This window comes from Flavobacterium piscis, from assembly GCF_001686925.1.
Classification (GTDB): domain Bacteria; phylum Bacteroidota; class Bacteroidia; order Flavobacteriales; family Flavobacteriaceae; genus Flavobacterium; species Flavobacterium piscis.
The window spans coordinates 183,181-200,397 of sequence record NZ_LVEN01000042.1 but is presented as its reverse complement, the minus strand read 5'-3'; the positions used below and the strand labels follow the sequence as shown (position 1 = coordinate 200,397).

Annotated in this window: 16 protein-coding genes; 9 read left to right on the top strand and 7 right to left on the bottom strand. The window is 33.6% G+C overall.

Translation table 11 applies throughout. The features are described from left to right. Window positions 1–19: 19 nt before the first annotated feature. Complete coding sequence (locus tag FLP_RS18275) at window positions 20–1,423, top strand: aminopeptidase P N-terminal domain-containing protein (RefSeq protein WP_065450936.1); 1,404 nt, start codon at window positions 20–22, stop codon at window positions 1,421–1,423. Window positions 1,424–1,530: 107 nt separating this feature from the next. On the opposite strand, the gene FLP_RS18270 is transcribed toward FLP_RS18275, so the two are convergent. Both FLP_RS18270 and FLP_RS18265 read right to left on the bottom strand, forming a co-directional pair. Beyond that, entirely contained in the window at window positions 1,531–2,622 is a 1,092-nt protein-coding gene (locus tag FLP_RS18270; protein ID WP_065450935.1) for a DUF6630 family protein, read from the bottom strand. Window positions 2,623–2,630: 8 nt separating this feature from the next. Continuing rightward, a complete protein-coding gene (locus FLP_RS18265) occupies window positions 2,631–4,190 on the bottom strand; it encodes an NAD(P)/FAD-dependent oxidoreductase (protein WP_065450934.1) in 1,560 nt (519 codons plus the stop codon). 286 nt (window positions 4,191–4,476) lie between these two features. Between FLP_RS18265 and FLP_RS18260 the strand changes: the two genes are divergently transcribed. Beyond that, window positions 4,477–4,716 (top strand): hypothetical protein, encoded by a 240-nt coding sequence (locus FLP_RS18260; RefSeq protein WP_065450933.1) that lies wholly within the window; start codon window positions 4,477–4,479, stop codon window positions 4,714–4,716. 67 nt (window positions 4,717–4,783) lie between these two features. On the opposite strand, the gene recQ is transcribed toward FLP_RS18260, so the two are convergent. Then, entirely contained in the window at window positions 4,784–6,979 is a 2,196-nt protein-coding gene (recQ, locus tag FLP_RS18255) for a DNA helicase RecQ (protein WP_065450932.1), read from the bottom strand. A gap of 87 nt (window positions 6,980–7,066) precedes the next feature. Between recQ and FLP_RS18250 the strand changes: the two genes are divergently transcribed. The 5 genes from FLP_RS18250 (at window position 7,067) to FLP_RS18230 (ending at window position 10,295) form a co-directional block, all read left to right on the top strand. Further along, a complete protein-coding gene (locus FLP_RS18250; RefSeq protein ID WP_065451188.1) occupies window positions 7,067–8,032 on the top strand; it encodes a KpsF/GutQ family sugar-phosphate isomerase in 966 nt (321 codons plus the stop codon). Further along, window positions 8,032–8,847, top strand: a complete 816-nt coding sequence (gene tatC, locus FLP_RS18245; RefSeq protein ID WP_065450931.1) for a twin-arginine translocase subunit TatC — start codon at window positions 8,032–8,034, stop codon at window positions 8,845–8,847. Before FLP_RS18250 ends, tatC begins: the two co-directional genes overlap by 1 nt. Beyond that, window positions 8,840–9,193 (top strand): carboxymuconolactone decarboxylase family protein, encoded by a 354-nt coding sequence (locus FLP_RS18240; protein ID WP_065450930.1) that lies wholly within the window; start codon window positions 8,840–8,842, stop codon window positions 9,191–9,193. Before tatC ends, FLP_RS18240 begins: the two co-directional genes overlap by 8 nt. 87 nt (window positions 9,194–9,280) lie before the next feature. After that, window positions 9,281–10,021 carry an LPS export ABC transporter ATP-binding protein gene (gene lptB / locus FLP_RS18235; RefSeq protein ID WP_026982881.1) on the top strand — a complete coding sequence of 247 codons (741 nt, stop codon included), beginning with the start codon at window positions 9,281–9,283 and terminating at the stop codon, window positions 10,019–10,021. Between the two features lie 52 nt (window positions 10,022–10,073). Further along, the gene (locus FLP_RS18230) at window positions 10,074–10,295 is read left to right on the top strand and encodes a DUF5808 domain-containing protein (RefSeq protein ID WP_065450929.1); all 222 of its coding nucleotides are present in this window, start codon (window positions 10,074–10,076) and stop codon (window positions 10,293–10,295) included. A 45-nt stretch (window positions 10,296–10,340) separates the two neighbouring features. Here the strand turns inward: FLP_RS18230 and FLP_RS18225 are convergent, their stop codons facing one another. Then, window positions 10,341–11,201 (bottom strand): glycoside hydrolase family 25 protein, encoded by an 861-nt coding sequence (locus tag FLP_RS18225; RefSeq protein WP_065450928.1) that lies wholly within the window; start codon window positions 11,199–11,201, stop codon window positions 10,341–10,343. 10 nt (window positions 11,202–11,211) lie between these two features. Beyond that, window positions 11,212–11,928 carry a CDP-alcohol phosphatidyltransferase family protein gene (locus tag FLP_RS18220; protein ID WP_065450927.1) on the bottom strand — a complete coding sequence of 239 codons (717 nt, stop codon included), beginning with the start codon at window positions 11,926–11,928 and terminating at the stop codon, window positions 11,212–11,214. 239 nt (window positions 11,929–12,167) lie between these two features. On the opposite strand from FLP_RS18220, the gene FLP_RS18215 reads away from it, so the two are divergent. After that, the gene (locus FLP_RS18215; protein ID WP_455423219.1) at window positions 12,168–13,235 is read left to right on the top strand and encodes a putative type IX sorting system protein PorV2; all 1,068 of its coding nucleotides are present in this window, start codon (window positions 12,168–12,170) and stop codon (window positions 13,233–13,235) included. Window positions 13,236–13,271: 36 nt separating this feature from the next. After that, the gene (locus tag FLP_RS18210) at window positions 13,272–14,408 is read left to right on the top strand and encodes a lipoprotein N-acyltransferase Lnb domain-containing protein (RefSeq protein WP_083195902.1); all 1,137 of its coding nucleotides are present in this window, start codon (window positions 13,272–13,274) and stop codon (window positions 14,406–14,408) included. A gap of 3 nt (window positions 14,409–14,411) precedes the next feature. Here the strand turns inward: FLP_RS18210 and FLP_RS18205 are convergent, their stop codons facing one another. Beyond that, a complete protein-coding gene (locus FLP_RS18205; protein WP_065450926.1) occupies window positions 14,412–15,806 on the bottom strand; it encodes a sugar transferase in 1,395 nt (464 codons plus the stop codon). Between the two features lie 59 nt (window positions 15,807–15,865). Then, window positions 15,866–17,215 (bottom strand): O-antigen ligase family protein, encoded by a 1,350-nt coding sequence (locus FLP_RS18200; RefSeq protein ID WP_065450925.1) that lies wholly within the window; start codon window positions 17,213–17,215, stop codon window positions 15,866–15,868. Between the last annotated feature and the right edge of the window lie 2 nt (window positions 17,216–17,217).

The window sequence follows — 17,217 nt, the reverse complement described above, 5'->3', positions numbered from 1 at the left end:
ACCAATTAGAAACCACAAAATGAAGCAATTATTTTTATTCTTTGCCTTATTCATTACAACTTCTCAAATTCAATCTCAGGAGAATTTACCAACAGATTATCTTTCGAAAGAATTTCATATAGGCCGTAGGGAAGCATTTAGAAATCTAATGCCCTCAAATTCTGTAGCTGTTGTTTTTTCTTATCCTGAAAGAGTATTCTCAAAAGACATTAATTATAATTATCATCAAAATCCTGATTTATATTATTTGTCAGGATATAAAGAACCTGATGCTGTTTTATTCATTTTTAAAGAAACTCAGGGAACAGAAAAATACAATGAAGTTCTTTTTGTAAGAGAAAGAAATGCGTCAAAAGAAACGTGGACAGGAAGACGATTAGGAACCGAAGGCGCAAAATCTAAACTAGGTTTTACCACCGTTTATAACGGGAAAGATTTCAAAGATTTTAAAATCGATTTTAAAAAGTTCGACAAGATAATTTACGATAAAATCCCCACAGATATTGGCAATGACAAAAGCGGATTTGACCTGTATGGTTTATTGGAAAACTTTAAAACCAAAGCTGCGATTATACAACAAAATACAGCATCAAATGACTTATTTACAAATATTACCAATTCGCTTAGAGAAATAAAAACTCCGGAAGAGATGGAGTTAATGCGTAAAACTGTAAAACTTTCCTGCATTGCGCATAACGAAGTTATGAAAGCCGCTGGACCAGATATGAGCGAAAATGAAGCCGACGGAATTCACGCTTACGTTCACAGACACTACGGTGCCGAAGGCGAAGGTTATCCGCCAATTGTAGGTGCCGGCGCAAACGGATGCATCCTGCACTACGGAGAAAATAACGCTACAAAAATCGACAACCAATTATTATTGATGGATGTGGGTTCTGAATATCACGGTTATTCTGCAGATGTTACCAGAACAATTCCCGCAAACGGAAAATTCACCGAAGAACAAAAAGCCATTTATCAATTGGTATATGAATCGCAGGAAGAGGTTTTTAAAATTTGCAAACCAGGAACGCCAATTCAGGATTTAAATGAAAGATCCAGAGAAGTTATTGCGTCAGGATTAATTAAACTTGGCATTATCACAGATCCTAAAGATGCCAGAATATATTATCCGCACGGCTGTTCGCATTTTCTTGGTTTAGATGTTCATGACAAAGGAAACTATATGGGTAATCTAAAAGAAAACATGGTGCTCACCGTTGAACCCGGAATTTATATTCCTGCAAACAGCAAATGCGATAAAAAATGGTGGAATATTGGCGTCCGTATCGAAGATGATATCGCCATCACAAAAGATTCATACGAAAATTTATCAGCAGAATCTCCTAGAAAATGGCAGGATGTCGAAAAATTAGCGGCTCAAAAAAGTACTTTCAACGAAATGAAATTTCCTAAGATATAATTAGATTTTTTTTCGCCACTAAATTCACGAATTAGCACAAATTAATGAGTGTATATTCGTGAAATTCGTGGCGAAAATATTTTTGATCTTATAATCTGTCGGTATATTTACAAACTATCCACCTCAATTTTAGTCAATTCAGACAATTGTAAAATTCTGGGAACGTCATTTTTATTCGCCACAAAAAACAAATAATTATCTCCGTGGGTATCGTAACTCATTAATTCAAGACCTCTTCTTTCTAAAGCCGATTGAATATAAGGAAACAAATCATGACTATAGGTTTCTTCCGGATAATCGAAATTAAGATCTTCGCCTATCATTTCTGAGATAAAATATTCAGCATCTTCAGGATCAAATTTCCAGTCGCTGTTCCATGCATCGATACTTTCGAAAAAATCCCATTGCCCTTTCACAATATCATGATATTCTGTATGACCTTTTTTAAAATTCTTTAAAAGTTTCTTTGCTTGTTTTTGAACCAATTTTTCATCTACATCTCCTCTTGAAACCAATTTTATAAACTCTTCAAAAGTTTCCTGTGTAACCTCAACTTCTTCTGGCAATAGCTTTTCTTGCGAAGGAAGTTCGATATCTTCAGGCAATTCTATTTCTAAATATTCACAAATTCCCTGTAAAACTCTTTCAAACTCTTTAAATCCTATTTTCTGTGTATCGTTTTTAGGCTCCTTTATATCAATAGATTCCGTTTCTAAAATTCCTTGTGTGTAATCCATAAAAAAACTATTATTATAGAGCATTCTAAAATCATTAGTTTCTAAACTATTGGTACAGCAAAAAAAGATAACGAAATTATGCAAAACATGTTTCAGGTATTTTTTCGCTTCCGGAGTTGGTTCTGTATAAAACTGAATATGAATATAATCGTACTCTAATTCCTGAAGCATTTGCTCTTCTGAAACGGGTCCGATATTGATCTTTTTATAAATTTCGTTTAATACTTCGTAGGCGTTTTTAAAACCCGCTTTCTTAATTTCATTTTGTGCTTCTTCATAATTAAATGAACCGGGAAATGAATATAAATTCACCAAAACAGTATCATGAATTCCTTTTATTTTAAATTCCAGTTTATTATCCTCATTATACAAATAAGAATAAATGGCATCCATAACATCAAAAGAAACAATTGATTTTGGATCGTTATTTCGACCAAATAAATTAGAAAAGAAGTCTTTCATATGATATATTATTTTAAAGTTTCAGCAATCATCAAAGCACATTTTTCACCATCAATAGCGGCCGATATAATTCCGCCCGCATATCCTGCTCCTTCTCCACACGGATACAAGCCTCTTATTTGCAAATGCTCATAAGTAATTGGATCTCTCGGAATACGAACCGGTGAAGAAGTCCTGCTTTCCGGCGCATGCAAAATAGCATCATTAGTCAAATAACCACGCATCGATTTTCCAAATTCTTTAAAGCCTTCGCGTAAAATCTGAGATAAAAACCCAGGAAAAACCTGTCCCATTTCTACCGAAGTCGTTCCCGGAACATAAGAGGTTTTTGGTATATCTGAAGAAACTTTATTTTGGGTAAAATCGATCATTCGCTGCGCAGGAACTCTTTGAGTTTCCCCAGCCAAATGCCAAGCTTTTTGTTCTATACTTTTTTGGAATTCCATTCCGGCCAAAGCACCAAATTTTGCAAAAGGCTTAAAATCTTCCAATTTCAGCTCAATCACAATTCCGGAGTTTGCCGTAACCTGATCGCGTTTAGACGGCGACCAGCCGTTTGTAACTACTTCGCCCGGACTTGTAGCACAAGGTGCAATTACACCTCCAGGACACATACAAAACGAATACATCCCGCGGCCGTTTACTTGTTTTACAATCGAATAAGGTGCAGGAGGCAAATGTTCGCCACGATAATCGCAACTATATTGAATACTATCAATTAATTCTTGTGAATGTTCTGCACGAACTCCCAAAGCAAAAGGTTTTGCTTCGATAAAAATTTTCTTTTTATCTAACAATTCAAAAATATCACGAGCCGAATGTCCGGTTGCTAAGATCAATTTATTAGCCAGAATCTTGTCTCCGTTTTGAGTAACGATTCCTTCAACTTCATTATTTTTTACCAGAATATCAGTTACTCGTGTATCAAATAAAACCTGACCTCCAAATTCGATGATTTTATTTCGGATATCTTCTATAATTTTCGGCAATTTATTTGTCCCGATATGCGGATGCGCTTCTATCAAAATATCTTCTGAAGCTCCAAAAGCCACAAGAAGCTCTAAAATTCTGGTTACATCGCCACGTTTTTTAGAACGTGTATATAATTTTCCATCAGAATAAGTTCCTGCTCCGCCTTCTCCAAAACAATAATTAGAATCTTCGTTTACCAAATGATCTACATTTATTGCTTTTAGATCACGTCTACGTCCTCGAACATCTTTTCCGCGTTCGATAACTATTGGCTTTAAGCCTAATTCTATTAATTGCAAAGCAGCAAAAAGTCCTGCCGGACCTGCGCCCACGACAATCACTTCCTGAGCCGAAGAAACATCCTTATATATAGGTAGCGCTATTTTAGTTTCCTGGAAAGTTTCGCCTTGCAGATAAATAATAACTTTCAAATTGATTTTTATCGCTTTTTGACGCGCATCAATAGAACGTTTTAAAATAGAAATATGTTGAATTTCCTTAGGAGAAACCTTTATTTGTTTAGACAAATAGTCTTTTAGCAACAATTCGTTTGCTGCTATTTCCGGAGTTACCTGAAGTAAAAGTTCTCTTGGCATTGTATCTTATTTATTCAATTAGCTTTTCTATTTATGAAAAGAACATGCAAAAATACTATTTTGCAATGACTTTATATAATTAACCGCGAAGTGCACTAAGTTTTATTTTTTAATCTCGCGAAGGCGCGAAGGCTCAAAGTTTTTTATTTTCTTTTCGACTCTGCGTCTATACAGAAAAAAAACTCAGTCCCGATAGCTATCGGGATAGTATCTCAGAACCTCAGTACCTTTTTTTCAAAATAGACTTTGTACCTTTGTGCCTATCAACCTTTGCACGTAAAAAATAATGTCTAGAAAAATAAAATTGATTTGGGATTTTCGTGGTCCGGCTTCCGCAAAAACAGCTGAACATCACGAAATTCATTTGAAAGAATATATCACCATAGAAAAACTTCCGTTAAATATAACGGGGTTTAAAATTGTAAACGACATGCATGCTACCGCTTTTATGGTAGTAACCGATGAAAATATGATTCAGGTAAGAGATGCTTTAAAACCGCATCGGGGGGAAGTATTTGAAGAGTAAACAGTCGCAGTTTTCTGTCACAGTTTACAGTTCTGACTGAGACTGTAAACTGAGACTATAAACTTTTTTAGTTTGCTACCTCGCTGATAAATTTAATTCGCATCAACCTTAATTCATCAATATCATAATCACCATCAAATTCTTTAAGAGCGTCTTCGATTTTATCTGATTCTGATTCCATGAAGTAATCGTGAATTTCTTCTTGCTGATCGTCATCCAGCATATCATCAACCCAATATTTGATGTTTAGTTTTGTACCAGCGTAAACAATCTGTTCCATTTCTTTGATCAAAGCATCCATCGAAAGTCCTTTTGCAGATGCAATATCATTTAGGGATAATTTTCGATCTATATTCTGAATAATGTACAATTTATTTGCTGAATTTACTCCGGTAGATTTTACCACTAAATCGTCTGGACGGATAATATCATTATCTTCTACATAACGATTAATCAGAGTTACAAAATCATTACCATATTTCTTTGCTTTTCCTTCACCAACACCGTGAATATTATATAATTCAGTTAAAGTAATTGGGTATTTTAGAGCCATATCCTCGAGAGAAGGATCCTGAAAAACAACAAAAGGAGGAACTCCCAGTTTTTTGGCTACTTTTTTACGCAGTTCTCGCAACATCCCCATTAAAACTTCATCAGCAGTTCCTGATGATTTTGCTGCGGTTACAATTGCTTCATCTTCAGATTCATTATATTCATGATCTTCAGACATCATAAAGGATACTGGATTTTTAATAAAGTTCAAACCTTCTTTTGTGATTTTAACCACACCGTAAGTTTCGATATCTTTAGATAAATATCCCGCTACAAGAACTTGTCGTAATAATGCCATCCAGTATTTCTCGTCATGGTCTGATCCTGAACCAAAAAAGGATTGCGTATCGGTTTTATGCGCTTTTATTACAGCATTAACCCTACCTATTAAAGTAAAGACAATTTCTTTTGATTTATATATGTGTTTAGTATCACGAACAATTTCAAGCAATTTAACAGCCTGATCTTTCGCTTCGACTTTACTTTTAGGATTACGAACGTTGTCATCCATATCTGCACCTTCACCGGTTTCGCTATCAAACTCTTCACCAAAATAGTGCAATAAGAATTTTCTGCGCGACATTGAGGTTTCGGCGTAAGCCACCACTTCCTGCAATAAAGCAAAACCTATTTCTTGTTCGGCAACAGGTTTTCCGGACATGAATTTCTCCAGCTTTTCTACATCTTTATAAGAGTAATAAGCCAAACAATGTCCTTCTCCCCCATCACGACCGGCACGACCCGTTTCCTGATAATAACTTTCGAGCGATTTTGGAATATCGTGATGTATTACAAAACGAACGTCTGGTTTATCAATTCCCATACCGAAAGCAATTGTTGCTACAACGACATCTACGTCTTCCATCAAGAACATATCCTGATGTTTGGCTCGTGTTTTAGCATCTAAACCTGCATGATAAGGAACCGCACTGATTCCGTTTACTTGTAAAACTTCGGCAATCGACTCTACTTTTTTACGGCTTAAGCAGTAAATAATTCCTGATTTGCCATTATGTTGTTTGATAAACCGAATAATATCCGATTCTATATTTTTAGTTTTTGTCCGAACTTCGTAGTATAAATTCGGCCTGTTGAATGATGCTTTAAAAGTATTGGCATCAGACATGTCCAGGTTTTTAAGAATGTCTTCCTGAACTTTTGGAGTTGCAGTTGCGGTAAGACCAATTATAGGTACTTGCCCCAATTGTTTGATTATATTTTTCAGGTTTCGATATTCAGGCCTAAAATCATGCCCCCATTCTGAAATACAGTGTGCTTCATCAATAGCTACAAACGAAATAGGTACGCTTTGTAAAAAAGCTACATATTCTTCTTTGGTTAAAGATTCCGGCGCTACATACAAAAGTTTGGTTAATCCAGAAGTAATATCTTTTTTTACTTGTGCGATTTCTGTTTTAGTAAGAGAGGAATTTAAGACATGTGCAATTCCGTTTTCTGAAGAAAGACTTCTAATGGCATCAACCTGATTTTTCATCAAAGCAATTAAAGGAGAAACAACAATAGCTGTTCCGTCCTGAATTAAAGCGGGTAATTGATAACAAAGAGACTTTCCACCGCCAGTAGGCATGATTACGAATGTATTCTTTTTGTTTAAGATACTCGTAATGACTTGCTCCTGCAAACCCTTAAATTGGCTAAAGCCGAAATACTTCTTTAATTCCTTGTGTATTTCAATTTCGTTTGAATTCATTCTTTATATTAATGGATATTTTGTATAAATTTGCAACACATAAAGATACAACTTTCTTTTATACATACAAATTTAAAATATCCTGTTTTGATTACAAAAGAAAATATATTGGCGATTGCCAAGAAAACAATACTCTCTGAAAGTGAAGCAATTACAAAGCTTATTGATTTTTTAGACGAAAATTTTTACGAAGCTGTCCAACGTATTTACGAAACCAAAGGCCGATTGATCGTTACAGGCATCGGAAAAAGCGCCATCATTGCTCAAAAAATGGTAGCGACTTTTAACTCTACAGGAACACCTTCTATGTTTTTACATGCCTCAGAAGCCATTCATGGTGATTTAGGAATGATCCAAAACGAAGATATTATCATCTGCATTTCCAAAAGCGGAAACAGTCCTGAAATTAAAGTTTTGGTGCCGTTATTAAAACGCTTTGGCAATACCTTAATTGCAATAACAGGAAACGTAACTTCATTTCTGGCAAAAGGTTCTGACTATGTTTTGAACACAACAGTCGAGATGGAAGCTTGTCCCATAAATTTAGCTCCAACAAACAGTACTACAGCACAACTTGTTATGGGTGATGCCCTTGCCGTTTGTTTGATGGAAATGCGCGATTTTAAACCTGAAGATTTTGCTGTATATCACCCAGGTGGAGCTTTAGGTAAAAAATTATTGCTTCGCGTAAAAGACATGATTGAACATTCGTTAAAACCAATGGTAACGCCGGATACTTCGGTTAAAAAAGTTATTTTTGAGATCTCTGAAAAACGATTGGGAGTTACAGCAGTAATCGAAAATGATAAAATAATTGGAATTATTACCGATGGAGACATCCGAAGAATGCTAAATGACGTAGATACTATAGCTGACTTAACTGCAAGAGATATTATGTCACAAAATCCTAAAACAGTATCTTCAGAAACTATGGCGGTTGACGCCTTAAATATTTTAGAAGATTTTTCGATAACGCAGCTTATCGTTTCAGATAACGGAGAGTACAAAGGAGTATTACATTTACATGACATTTTAAAAGAAGGAATCGTATAATGGCAAAAAAGAACCTTGGCGAGATGTCATTTTTAGACCATCTTGAAGAACTTAGATGGTTATTAGTTAGAAGCACAATTGCAATATGCATTATGGCTTTTTTTACTTATTTCATAAGTGATTATTTATTTGATCAAATCATTTTAGGCCCTATAAGACCTACATTTTTTACCTATGTGTGGTTTTGCGATCTATCTCATGCACTTGGTTTCGCCGATAGCATTTGTATTACCGAACTGAATTTCATTATTCAAAACACTGAAATGGAAGGACAGGTAAATATTTTTGTATGGATGTGTCTTTTAGCAGGTTTCATACTAAGTTTCCCTTTTATTCTATGGGAACTTTGGAAATTTATCAGCCCAGCTTTATACGAAAAAGAAAGAAAAAATGCCAAGGTATTTATCTTCACCTCTTCTTTACTTTTCTTTTTAGGAGTCTTGTTCGGGTATTTTGTTGTAATTCCAATGTCTGTGAATTTCGTGGCTACATTCTCTGTGAGTGATGTGGTAAAAAACCAATTTACATTAGATTCTTATATGGGAATGGTAAAAACGAGTATCCTCGCAAGCGGATTGTTTTTTGAATTGCCAATCATTATATATTTCCTGACTAAATTAGGATTAGTAACTCCTGATTTCTTAAGAAAATATTGGAAATATGCCGTTGTAATTATTTTAATTGTAGCTGCAATTGTAACCCCTCCGGATGTAGTAAGCCAGACTATTGTAGCAATACCAATGTTGCTTATCTACGAAGTGAGTATCCTTATTTCGAGGATTGTTTATAAAAATAAATTGAAAGAAAATGTCTGATATCGTACAAGAATTTAACGACTATCGTTCTAAAATGAACGAAAAATTGCTCGCTGATAATAACAAAATTGTAAAGCGAATTTTTAACCTTGACACGAATGCATATGCAGCCGGAGCTCTTGATGTAAAAACAAAAGAGCTTTTAGGATTGGTAGCTTCGGCAGTTTTACGCTGTGATGATTGTGTAAAATATCACTTAGAAACCAGCCATAAAGAAGGGGTTACCAAAGAAGAAATGATGGAAGCAATGGGAATTGCAACTCTGGTTGGAGGAACAATTGTAGTACCTCATTTAAGAAGAGCTTACGAATTTTGGGAAGCTTTAGAGGAAGCCGAAACTAAATAATTGTTAATACGTTTATTTGCTGAATCGTTTATTCGTTAATTTGTACCGAATAAACGATTCTAACGTTTAAACGATTAAACTTTAAAAATGAAATTAAGAGCTGATAATTTAATCAAAACCTATAAAGGTCGTAGTGTAGTAAAAGGAATTTCTGTTGAAGTAAACCAAGGAGAAATCGTTGGGCTTCTAGGACCAAATGGTGCAGGAAAAACAACTTCTTTCTACATGATTGTTGGATTGGTAAAACCAAATCAGGGTAATATTTATCTTGATGATTTGAATATTACCGATTATCCGATGTACAAACGCGCTCAACAAGGAATTGGTTATTTGGCACAAGAAGCCTCTGTATTTAGAAAATTAAGTATTGAAGATAATATTCTAAGCGTTTTACAATTGACTAAACTTTCAAAGGAAGAGCAAATTGCCAAAATGGAAAGTTTAATAGAAGAATTCAGTTTAGAACATATTCGTACCAACCGAGGTGATTTACTTTCGGGAGGAGAACGACGTCGTACCGAAATTGCACGCGCTCTTGCAACAGACCCAAAATTTATTTTACTCGATGAACCTTTTGCGGGAGTTGACCCAGTTGCGGTAGAGGACATTCAGAGAATTGTAGCTCAGCTAAAAAATAAAAATATCGGAATTCTAATTACCGACCACAACGTTCAGGAAACATTAGCGATTACGGATAAAACTTACTTAATGTTTGAAGGTGGAATTTTGAAAGCCGGAATCCCGGAAGAATTAGTTGAGGATGAAATGGTTCGCCGTGTTTATCTTGGACAAAACTTCGAACTTCGTAAAAAGAAACTTGAATTCTAAATAAAGTATTTAGTCTCAGTCTCGGTTTTCAGTTTTAAAATAATAATTTAAAATGAATTCAGAAAAACCAACACAGGAAGAATACAATAATTGGCACAAAGACCCAAATAACTGGTATTTGGGATTCTTGTACTATAATCCTAAGGACAAAAGATTATTCGCTCCAAAAAGAATATGGCAACTTGGATCAACAATAAATCTTGCTAATCCTTATTCTGTCTTAGTTGTCCTGGCAGTATTCTCAATAATTATTCTTGCACTTTTATCACGATAAAGCAACTACACAGTAAATACTGAAAACTGCGACTGCGAATGAAAACTACTCAACAGTTATAAACTGTAATTGCTGCAAATCACCATTGTAGATATTAACATCAACACGATGTTTGATTCCCGGCAAGGATGCTTTTTCGGTAAATTGCCAAAAAAGCCAGTCGTCTTCGATTTTTTCTCTGTAAAAATTGTAATTGGCTATCCAAAATAAATATTCGCCAAATTCTTCTTTTAGAAAATCACTATAATAGCGCTCTCCGGAATAAATTATAGGACGCACCTGATAATGCGCTTCTACCTTATTCAACCAACGCTTTAATCCTTTCTTTAAACTATCCAAAGGTTGATTTTTAGGCAATCTTTCGATATCTAAAACTGGCGGCAGATCACCTTTTTGTAATTTTACGGTTTTAATAAAAAGATTAGCCTGCTCGATTGAGTTTTCATTTGGCCTATAATAATGATAGGCCCCACGTATGATTTTATGTTCTTTTGCTCCTTCCCAATTTTTTTTAAACTGTCTGTCTACTCTGTCATTGCCCGCAGTTGCACGAACAAAAACAAATTGTACAGGATATTTTTCTTCTAAAACCTCAACTTCATCCCATTGTACTTTTCCCTGAAACTCAGATACATCAATACCTATTACTTTTCCTTTATGATTTTCAAGAACTTTAATATTTCTAACATCAGACAAATGCTTATCAACCGCATCTTCGTCTAACACTTTATTTGATTTAAAGCCAAGATAATACGCCAGTCCATCACGATAATGATAAACTGCAAAAAAGAAAAGTAACACAAAAAAAGAATAAATAACAAAGCGAATTACTCTTGCTAAAACCGATTTCTGAGGTTTCGTTTTTCGCGAATAAGAAGTTCTTCGGGTAGTGGTTTTTCTTGCCATTGCGATAAAACTACTTTTTCAAAAACATATTATTAACAACTGATAATAATACGTAAAAAATGATAATCAAAGGAATTGCCATGTATTGCAGGACTACTACTAAAAGTAAAGAAACCAACAAAAATACTATTTGAAGTACATTATCTTTGACTGTAAATTTCTTGATTTTTAAAGCAAATAAAGGGATTTCGGCATTCAAAATATAGGCACTACATAATGTTATAGCTAACAAAACCCAGTGATTACTTAGTATTTCGAATACGGCCAAAGAATCTGAATATTCTAAAACCAAGGGAAGACTTAAAATAAAAAGAGCATTTGCAGGTGTTGGCAGACCAATAAAAGAATCTGTCTGACGAGTATCAATATTAAAATTCGCTAATCTGTAGCAAGAACCCAAGGTTACAATAAATCCTAAAAAAGGAATAAAAACCGATCCAATTACTTCATGAGGATTAGCGCTTTTTACAAACATAGAATACATTACATATCCTGGCACAACTCCGCTTGTAACCATATCTGCCAAAGAATCTAACTGCAATCCAAGCGGACTCGAAACTTTAAATAATCTGGCAAAAAAACCATCAAAAAAATCAAAAAAGATTCCTAAACAAACCATGTAAAAAGCCATCAAAAAATCGCCCTGTGAAACAAAAACAACGGCTATGCAACCACAAAATAAATTGATTAATGTAATTAAATTAGGAATGTGCTTTTTGATATTCATGATTTATAAATTTTGATAATTGCAACTACAAATTTCGCATAATAAGTGACAATTTATACTATTACTACAAAAAATTTATATCAATCTTCTAAAAAGGTAAATGGGAAGTTGAGTTTCTAAAGTTTTTTTATTAAAAAATCCATCTTTATAATATTTCTCAAAAGGAATAAATTTGCTGAGTAAAATATTATATTTTTGGTAAAAATTAAAACAGACTCAGATCTGCTAAAAAATATCCGTTGAAGAAAATCTTTGTGCTTTTATTATGTTGGAGTTGTACGTTGCATTATGCGCAAACCGTTCGAAAATATTCGAATGAATTTATGAATATTGGTGTCGATGCAGCTGCTCTGGGAATGTCAAGTGCAGTAACGGCTTCTACAAATGATGTAAACTCGGTTTATTGGAATCCGGCTGGTTTAACCAATCTTGAAGATCATCAGATTTCATTAATGCACGCCAATTATTTTGCTAATATTGCGCAATACGATTATATAGGATACGCAAGCCCAATTGACGACAGAAGTGCGTGGGGAATTTCGATGATTCGTTTTGGTGTTGATGATATTATGGATACCACTCAATTGATCGATAATCAGGGAAACATTGATTATAACAGAATTCGTTTGTTTTCGACTGCTGATTATGGTTTTACTTTTTCGTATGCCAGAAAATTGCCTGTTGACGGATTTCAATACGGTGTAAATGCAAAAATTATTCGAAGAATTATCGGGAAATTTGCCAATTCCTGGGGATTTGGATTTGATGTTGGATTGCAGTTTGAACGAAATAATTGGAAATTTGGGTTGATGCTTCGGGACATCACAACAACTTACAATGTATGGAATATTGATGAAGAAGAATATGCCAAAATTGCCAATGCAATTCCGGGAGAAAATAACGAATTACCAGAGAGTACTGAAATTACATTACCAAAAGCACAATTGGGAGTTTCGAGAACGTTCGATTTTCATAATGATTATAGCTTATTAGTGGCAACTAATGTGAACATGCGTTTTGAGCAAACCAATGATATTATTTCATCTAAAGTAGTAAGTATTGATCCTGCTATTGGATTTGAATTTGGATATACCAATCTTGTTTTTTTACGTGCGGGAGCAGGAAATTTTCAGAATGTAACCCAGTTAGACAATACTGAAAAATTGAATTTTCAACCTAATATTGGTCTGGGTTTTAAATACAGAGGTATTCAAGTCGATTATGCGCTGACTGATTTAGGAAACCAAAGTACTGCTTTGTACTCAAATATTTTTTCATTAAAAGTAGATTTAGGTATCTTTAGATAAAATTTACAAACCATAAACTTCTTAAAATTTTAAATCATGAAAAATGTCATTTTCAAAAAAACACTTTTTAGTTTATTATTATTACTAAGTTTTATTGGTTTTAGTCAAAATTTGCCTTTATCCAAAGACGCTAAAATAAGTGTCCTCACTTGCGGATTAGGCAATGAAACTTATTCTTATTTTGGACATACCGCAATACGGGTTGCTGATCCCGGAAATAATATTGATGTTGTGTATAATTACGGTGCCTTCGATTTTAGAACACCAAATTTTGTGGCAAAATTTGCAAAAGGAGATTTGCAATATTTCGTAATTGTACATTCGTTTCCAGAGTTCATTGAAGAATATAATAATGAGAAAAGAAGTGTATTCGAGCAAGTACTTCTTATTCCTCAGGACGCAAAACAAAGGCTTTTTGATAATTTAAATACCACATTAGCTTCTGAAGATCGTTTTTACACTTATAAATTTATTGACAAAAACTGTACTTCGATGGTAGTGGATATCATCAATAAAAGTTTGAATAGTACAGTTATTACAAAAAAAGGAGATACAGATATCACCTATAGATCTATTTTATTTCCCTATTTCAACGGTCATTTTTATGATCAATTAGGAACCAGTATTATTTTTGGAACTAAAGTAGATCAATTGGGAACGAAGATCTTTTTGCCTTTTGAATTGAAAAATAGTCTAGAGAAAACTACTTATCAAAACAATTCATTAGTTAATAAAACAAGTACATTGTTAAGCTTTGAAAAAGAAACTCCGGGTTCCTGGTGGAATAACATCTATACTTATCTTTTTATTCTTGCCTTTGTTGTTTTAGCTCACAATAAAATCGTTGATAAAATCTATCTTTTAATCTTATCGTTAATAGGAACCTTTTTTGTTTTTATGGGATTTTATTCCTTTCACCAAGAATTGGCGATGAATTATAATGTGCTTTTACTTAGCCCATTATTATTGATTTTACTTATTTTGTCTGTTATAAAAAACAAAAGATGGACGTATCGATCTGCAGTTTTGCACTTACTTTTTTTAGTAGTTTATGCTATTTTTATGATCAACAAAGCTCATTTTTTAATTGTTTTGCCCATGATCATTACAAGTGGATTTGTTTTAGTGAGAGTTGCTATTCGAAACAAAAAACGTATCCCGATTATCATCTAAAAATTATTGTCCGCGATAAAATAAAACTGTAGTAATTGTTTTGAAAGTAATACTTAAATCAAGAAATATACTTCTATGTTTGATATAGTATAAATCATATTGCAGCTTTATCAAACTCTCTTCGATAGATTCTCCGTAAGAATAGTTTACCTGAGCCCAGCCTGTAAGACCTGGCTTTATAACATGTCGTGTTTCATAAAAAGGCATTACACGCGCTATTTCCTCAACAAAAAATGGTCGCTCCGGCCTTGGACCAATCACCGCCATATCGCCTTTTAAAACATTAAAAAACTGCGGCAATTCATCTATTCTTGATTTGCGCATCATTTTTCCAAAGGGAGTAATTCGCATATCGTTTGACGTTGCAAAAACAACCCCGTTGGATTCAGAGTTTTCAACCATTGTTCTGAACTTATATATTTCAAAAATAACTCCATTTTTACCAACACGTTCCTGAGTGTAAAATAGCGATCCTTTGTTGGCAAAAAGGTTTCCAATATAAATTATAGGAATAAAAATAACACAAGCCAATAGCCCTATAAAAGAAAATAAAAACTCCATAGAACGCACCAAAAACAAGTAAAGTCTGTTACTATTACTTCGACTAAAAGGGAAAAACCTATAGAAATCTCTTGCGATATAATGCACCGGAATACGCTGTGTTTTACTTTCATAAACCTGCGTGTATTCACGAATAACATTTCCCGATTCCAATAGATGAAGTAATTGTTGGTATAGATCAGCTGTAATTCCGTCGGTTTTTTGAGAAGCAATTACAATTTCAGAAATTTGATTTTTGAATACAAAATCTTCTAAATCCTTCTTTTTTATTTCTTTCACATAATGAAAATTCGAATCTTCCTCTGATAAAGAATCTGAATTGACAAAGCCAATAATTTTATAATGCGGGTCAACATTCTCTAATCCTAAAACCAATTCTTCAACCTGATTTTGATCGCATATTAAAATAACACTTTGAGAAAATCGTTGTGAAGCCAGGAAATAAACATAAAATAAACGCCACAATAATAATGTGCCTATTATAGTAAAATAAAAGATCAATATAATCAAACGCTGCTTGGGCAATTCAGGAGATAATACAGGCGTAAATAAATAAGCTAAACTAGAAGCAGTTCCTGTAAATACAACACTTTGAAGAATTTGTAATTGATTACTGGAAACCTGTAAATTATACATTTCGAATATTAATCCAAAAACGTACACGTAACTTAGAAGTAAAATAATACTAAGTAAATTACTTGTATTAAAAGCAAAGTAATTATAATCAAATATCAGACTTAATATAAAGAGAGCCGATAATATAAAAACAGTATCAAAAAAAAGAAGCAATAATCTTCTTTCCGAAATTTCGAAATGCATTTTATTAGTAGGAAACATTTATTTGATTTTGTTTAGGGGCTTAAACTTCAGGCAAATGTATTATAAAAAAACAGATATTAGTCTACAGAATTTTCTGCTTTTTCCGGAATTCTAACCTGAACTAACAAAAGCGACATTGCATATACAAAAGCCGGAGCTGCCGTTCGCATCGCGGCATGATTTATTGTTAAAAGCCAAAAAACAAAAAAAGACAAAAAATACAAATGTTGTCTGTTATTTATATAAAGAATAAAAGGGGTTGCAACAAGTATCAGGAGACCAAAAATACCAAACAAACCATGTTCACTAAACATTCGTGTAATCTCATTATGTGAAGCTGCATCCTCTCCAAATGTTTCTTTTCTTACTTGTTTTCCCATTCCTGCTCCAACACCTAAAATAGGATTTTCTAAAAAAAGTGCTACCTCTTCATTCATAATTTGTTCTCTACCTCCCAATCTGTCTTTCTTTTCCCTACCACGAGCATCCTGATTTGCATATCTTTTTTCGATAAGGCCTCTAGTTTGAAAAGAAGAATACGTCCATACTCCAACTGCCATTAAACCTGTCAGAATAAAAACCAAAACAAACTTACTTTTCCCTTTTGCATTAGAAAATCTATATAACAAAAACAACAGACAGACAATCATAACGACTGCTGTTATAATTCCTCCTCTTGAAAAAGTAACAATACCTCTGTAAGTTATAAAGAGTAGTAAAAAGCTATTTATAAAAATTGTCATTTTTGATTTTGAGAACAATACTAATTGTGTAAAAAAGACAAACATTCCTAAACCTAATGCAGTAGAGACCTGATTTGGGCCAAATCCTCCTGAAGTTTCAAAATTAGATTGTGTTCCTGTCACTACATCTCTGACACTAGGATTGAATAAAAACAAATATACTGTCGTACTCACTATTGGTAATCCCATCGCAACTACTACATTTTGTAAATCAGAAAATAGAATTCTTCTTTTAAACATATATATAGAAGATATGGCTAAACAAACCGGACCAGACAAATTAAAAACCAATGATTTTTTAATATCTATTGCCGGATTGAAAACCGTAGAAGTAATTAAAATACCCGGAATTAATAAAATTAAGAAAAACCAATATATAAATGCATTTGTCGAAAAATTACTATATATCATACCTAAAAGCATGAAAAAAATAACATTAACTTTTACAAATTCATTATTAAAATTACCACCCGTCATTCGTAAAAAGACCTCTACACCAACTAAATAAGCTGCAATATAAAGCACTTCATTGTTTGCGTTTTTAGTGCGATAAACAATAAAAAAACCAGCAATTGGAATAAAAAGTGCGTATAATTTTGACAAAAAAGGGATCGCAAAAACAGCCAAAGCAATTACTGCATGAATTAGAAGCAGAGAGCTATAGGACAATTTTGTTTTTTTCATTC

Bases quoted from the DNA above. Each gene is read 5' to 3' on its own strand.
- FLP_RS18275 (WP_065450936.1), top strand. From the start codon at position 20: ATGAAGCAATTATTTTTATTCTTTGCCTTATTCATTACAACTTCTCAA.
- FLP_RS18270 (WP_065450935.1), bottom strand. From the start codon at position 2,622: ATGAAAGACTTCTTTTCTAATTTATTTGGTCGAAATAACGATCCAAAA.
- FLP_RS18265 (WP_065450934.1), bottom strand. From the start codon at position 4,190: ATGCCAAGAGAACTTTTACTTCAGGTAACTCCGGAAATAGCAGCAAAC.
- FLP_RS18260 (WP_065450933.1), top strand. From the start codon at position 4,477: ATGTCTAGAAAAATAAAATTGATTTGGGATTTTCGTGGTCCGGCTTCC.
- recQ (WP_065450932.1), bottom strand. From the start codon at position 6,979: ATGAATTCAAACGAAATTGAAATACACAAGGAATTAAAGAAGTATTTC.
- tatC (WP_065450931.1), top strand. From the start codon at position 8,032: ATGGCAAAAAAGAACCTTGGCGAGATGTCATTTTTAGACCATCTTGAA.
- FLP_RS18240 (WP_065450930.1), top strand. From the start codon at position 8,840: ATGTCTGATATCGTACAAGAATTTAACGACTATCGTTCTAAAATGAAC.
- lptB (WP_026982881.1), top strand. From the start codon at position 9,281: ATGAAATTAAGAGCTGATAATTTAATCAAAACCTATAAAGGTCGTAGT.
- FLP_RS18230 (WP_065450929.1), top strand. From the start codon at position 10,074: ATGAATTCAGAAAAACCAACACAGGAAGAATACAATAATTGGCACAAA.
- FLP_RS18225 (WP_065450928.1), bottom strand. From the start codon at position 11,201: ATGGCAAGAAAAACCACTACCCGAAGAACTTCTTATTCGCGAAAAACG.
- FLP_RS18220 (WP_065450927.1), bottom strand. From the start codon at position 11,928: ATGAATATCAAAAAGCACATTCCTAATTTAATTACATTAATCAATTTA.
- FLP_RS18210 (WP_083195902.1), top strand. From the start codon at position 13,272: ATGAAAAATGTCATTTTCAAAAAAACACTTTTTAGTTTATTATTATTA.
- FLP_RS18205 (WP_065450926.1), bottom strand. From the start codon at position 15,806: ATGTTTCCTACTAATAAAATGCATTTCGAAATTTCGGAAAGAAGATTA.
- FLP_RS18200 (WP_065450925.1), bottom strand. From the start codon at position 17,215: ATGAAAAAAACAAAATTGTCCTATAGCTCTCTGCTTCTAATTCATGCA.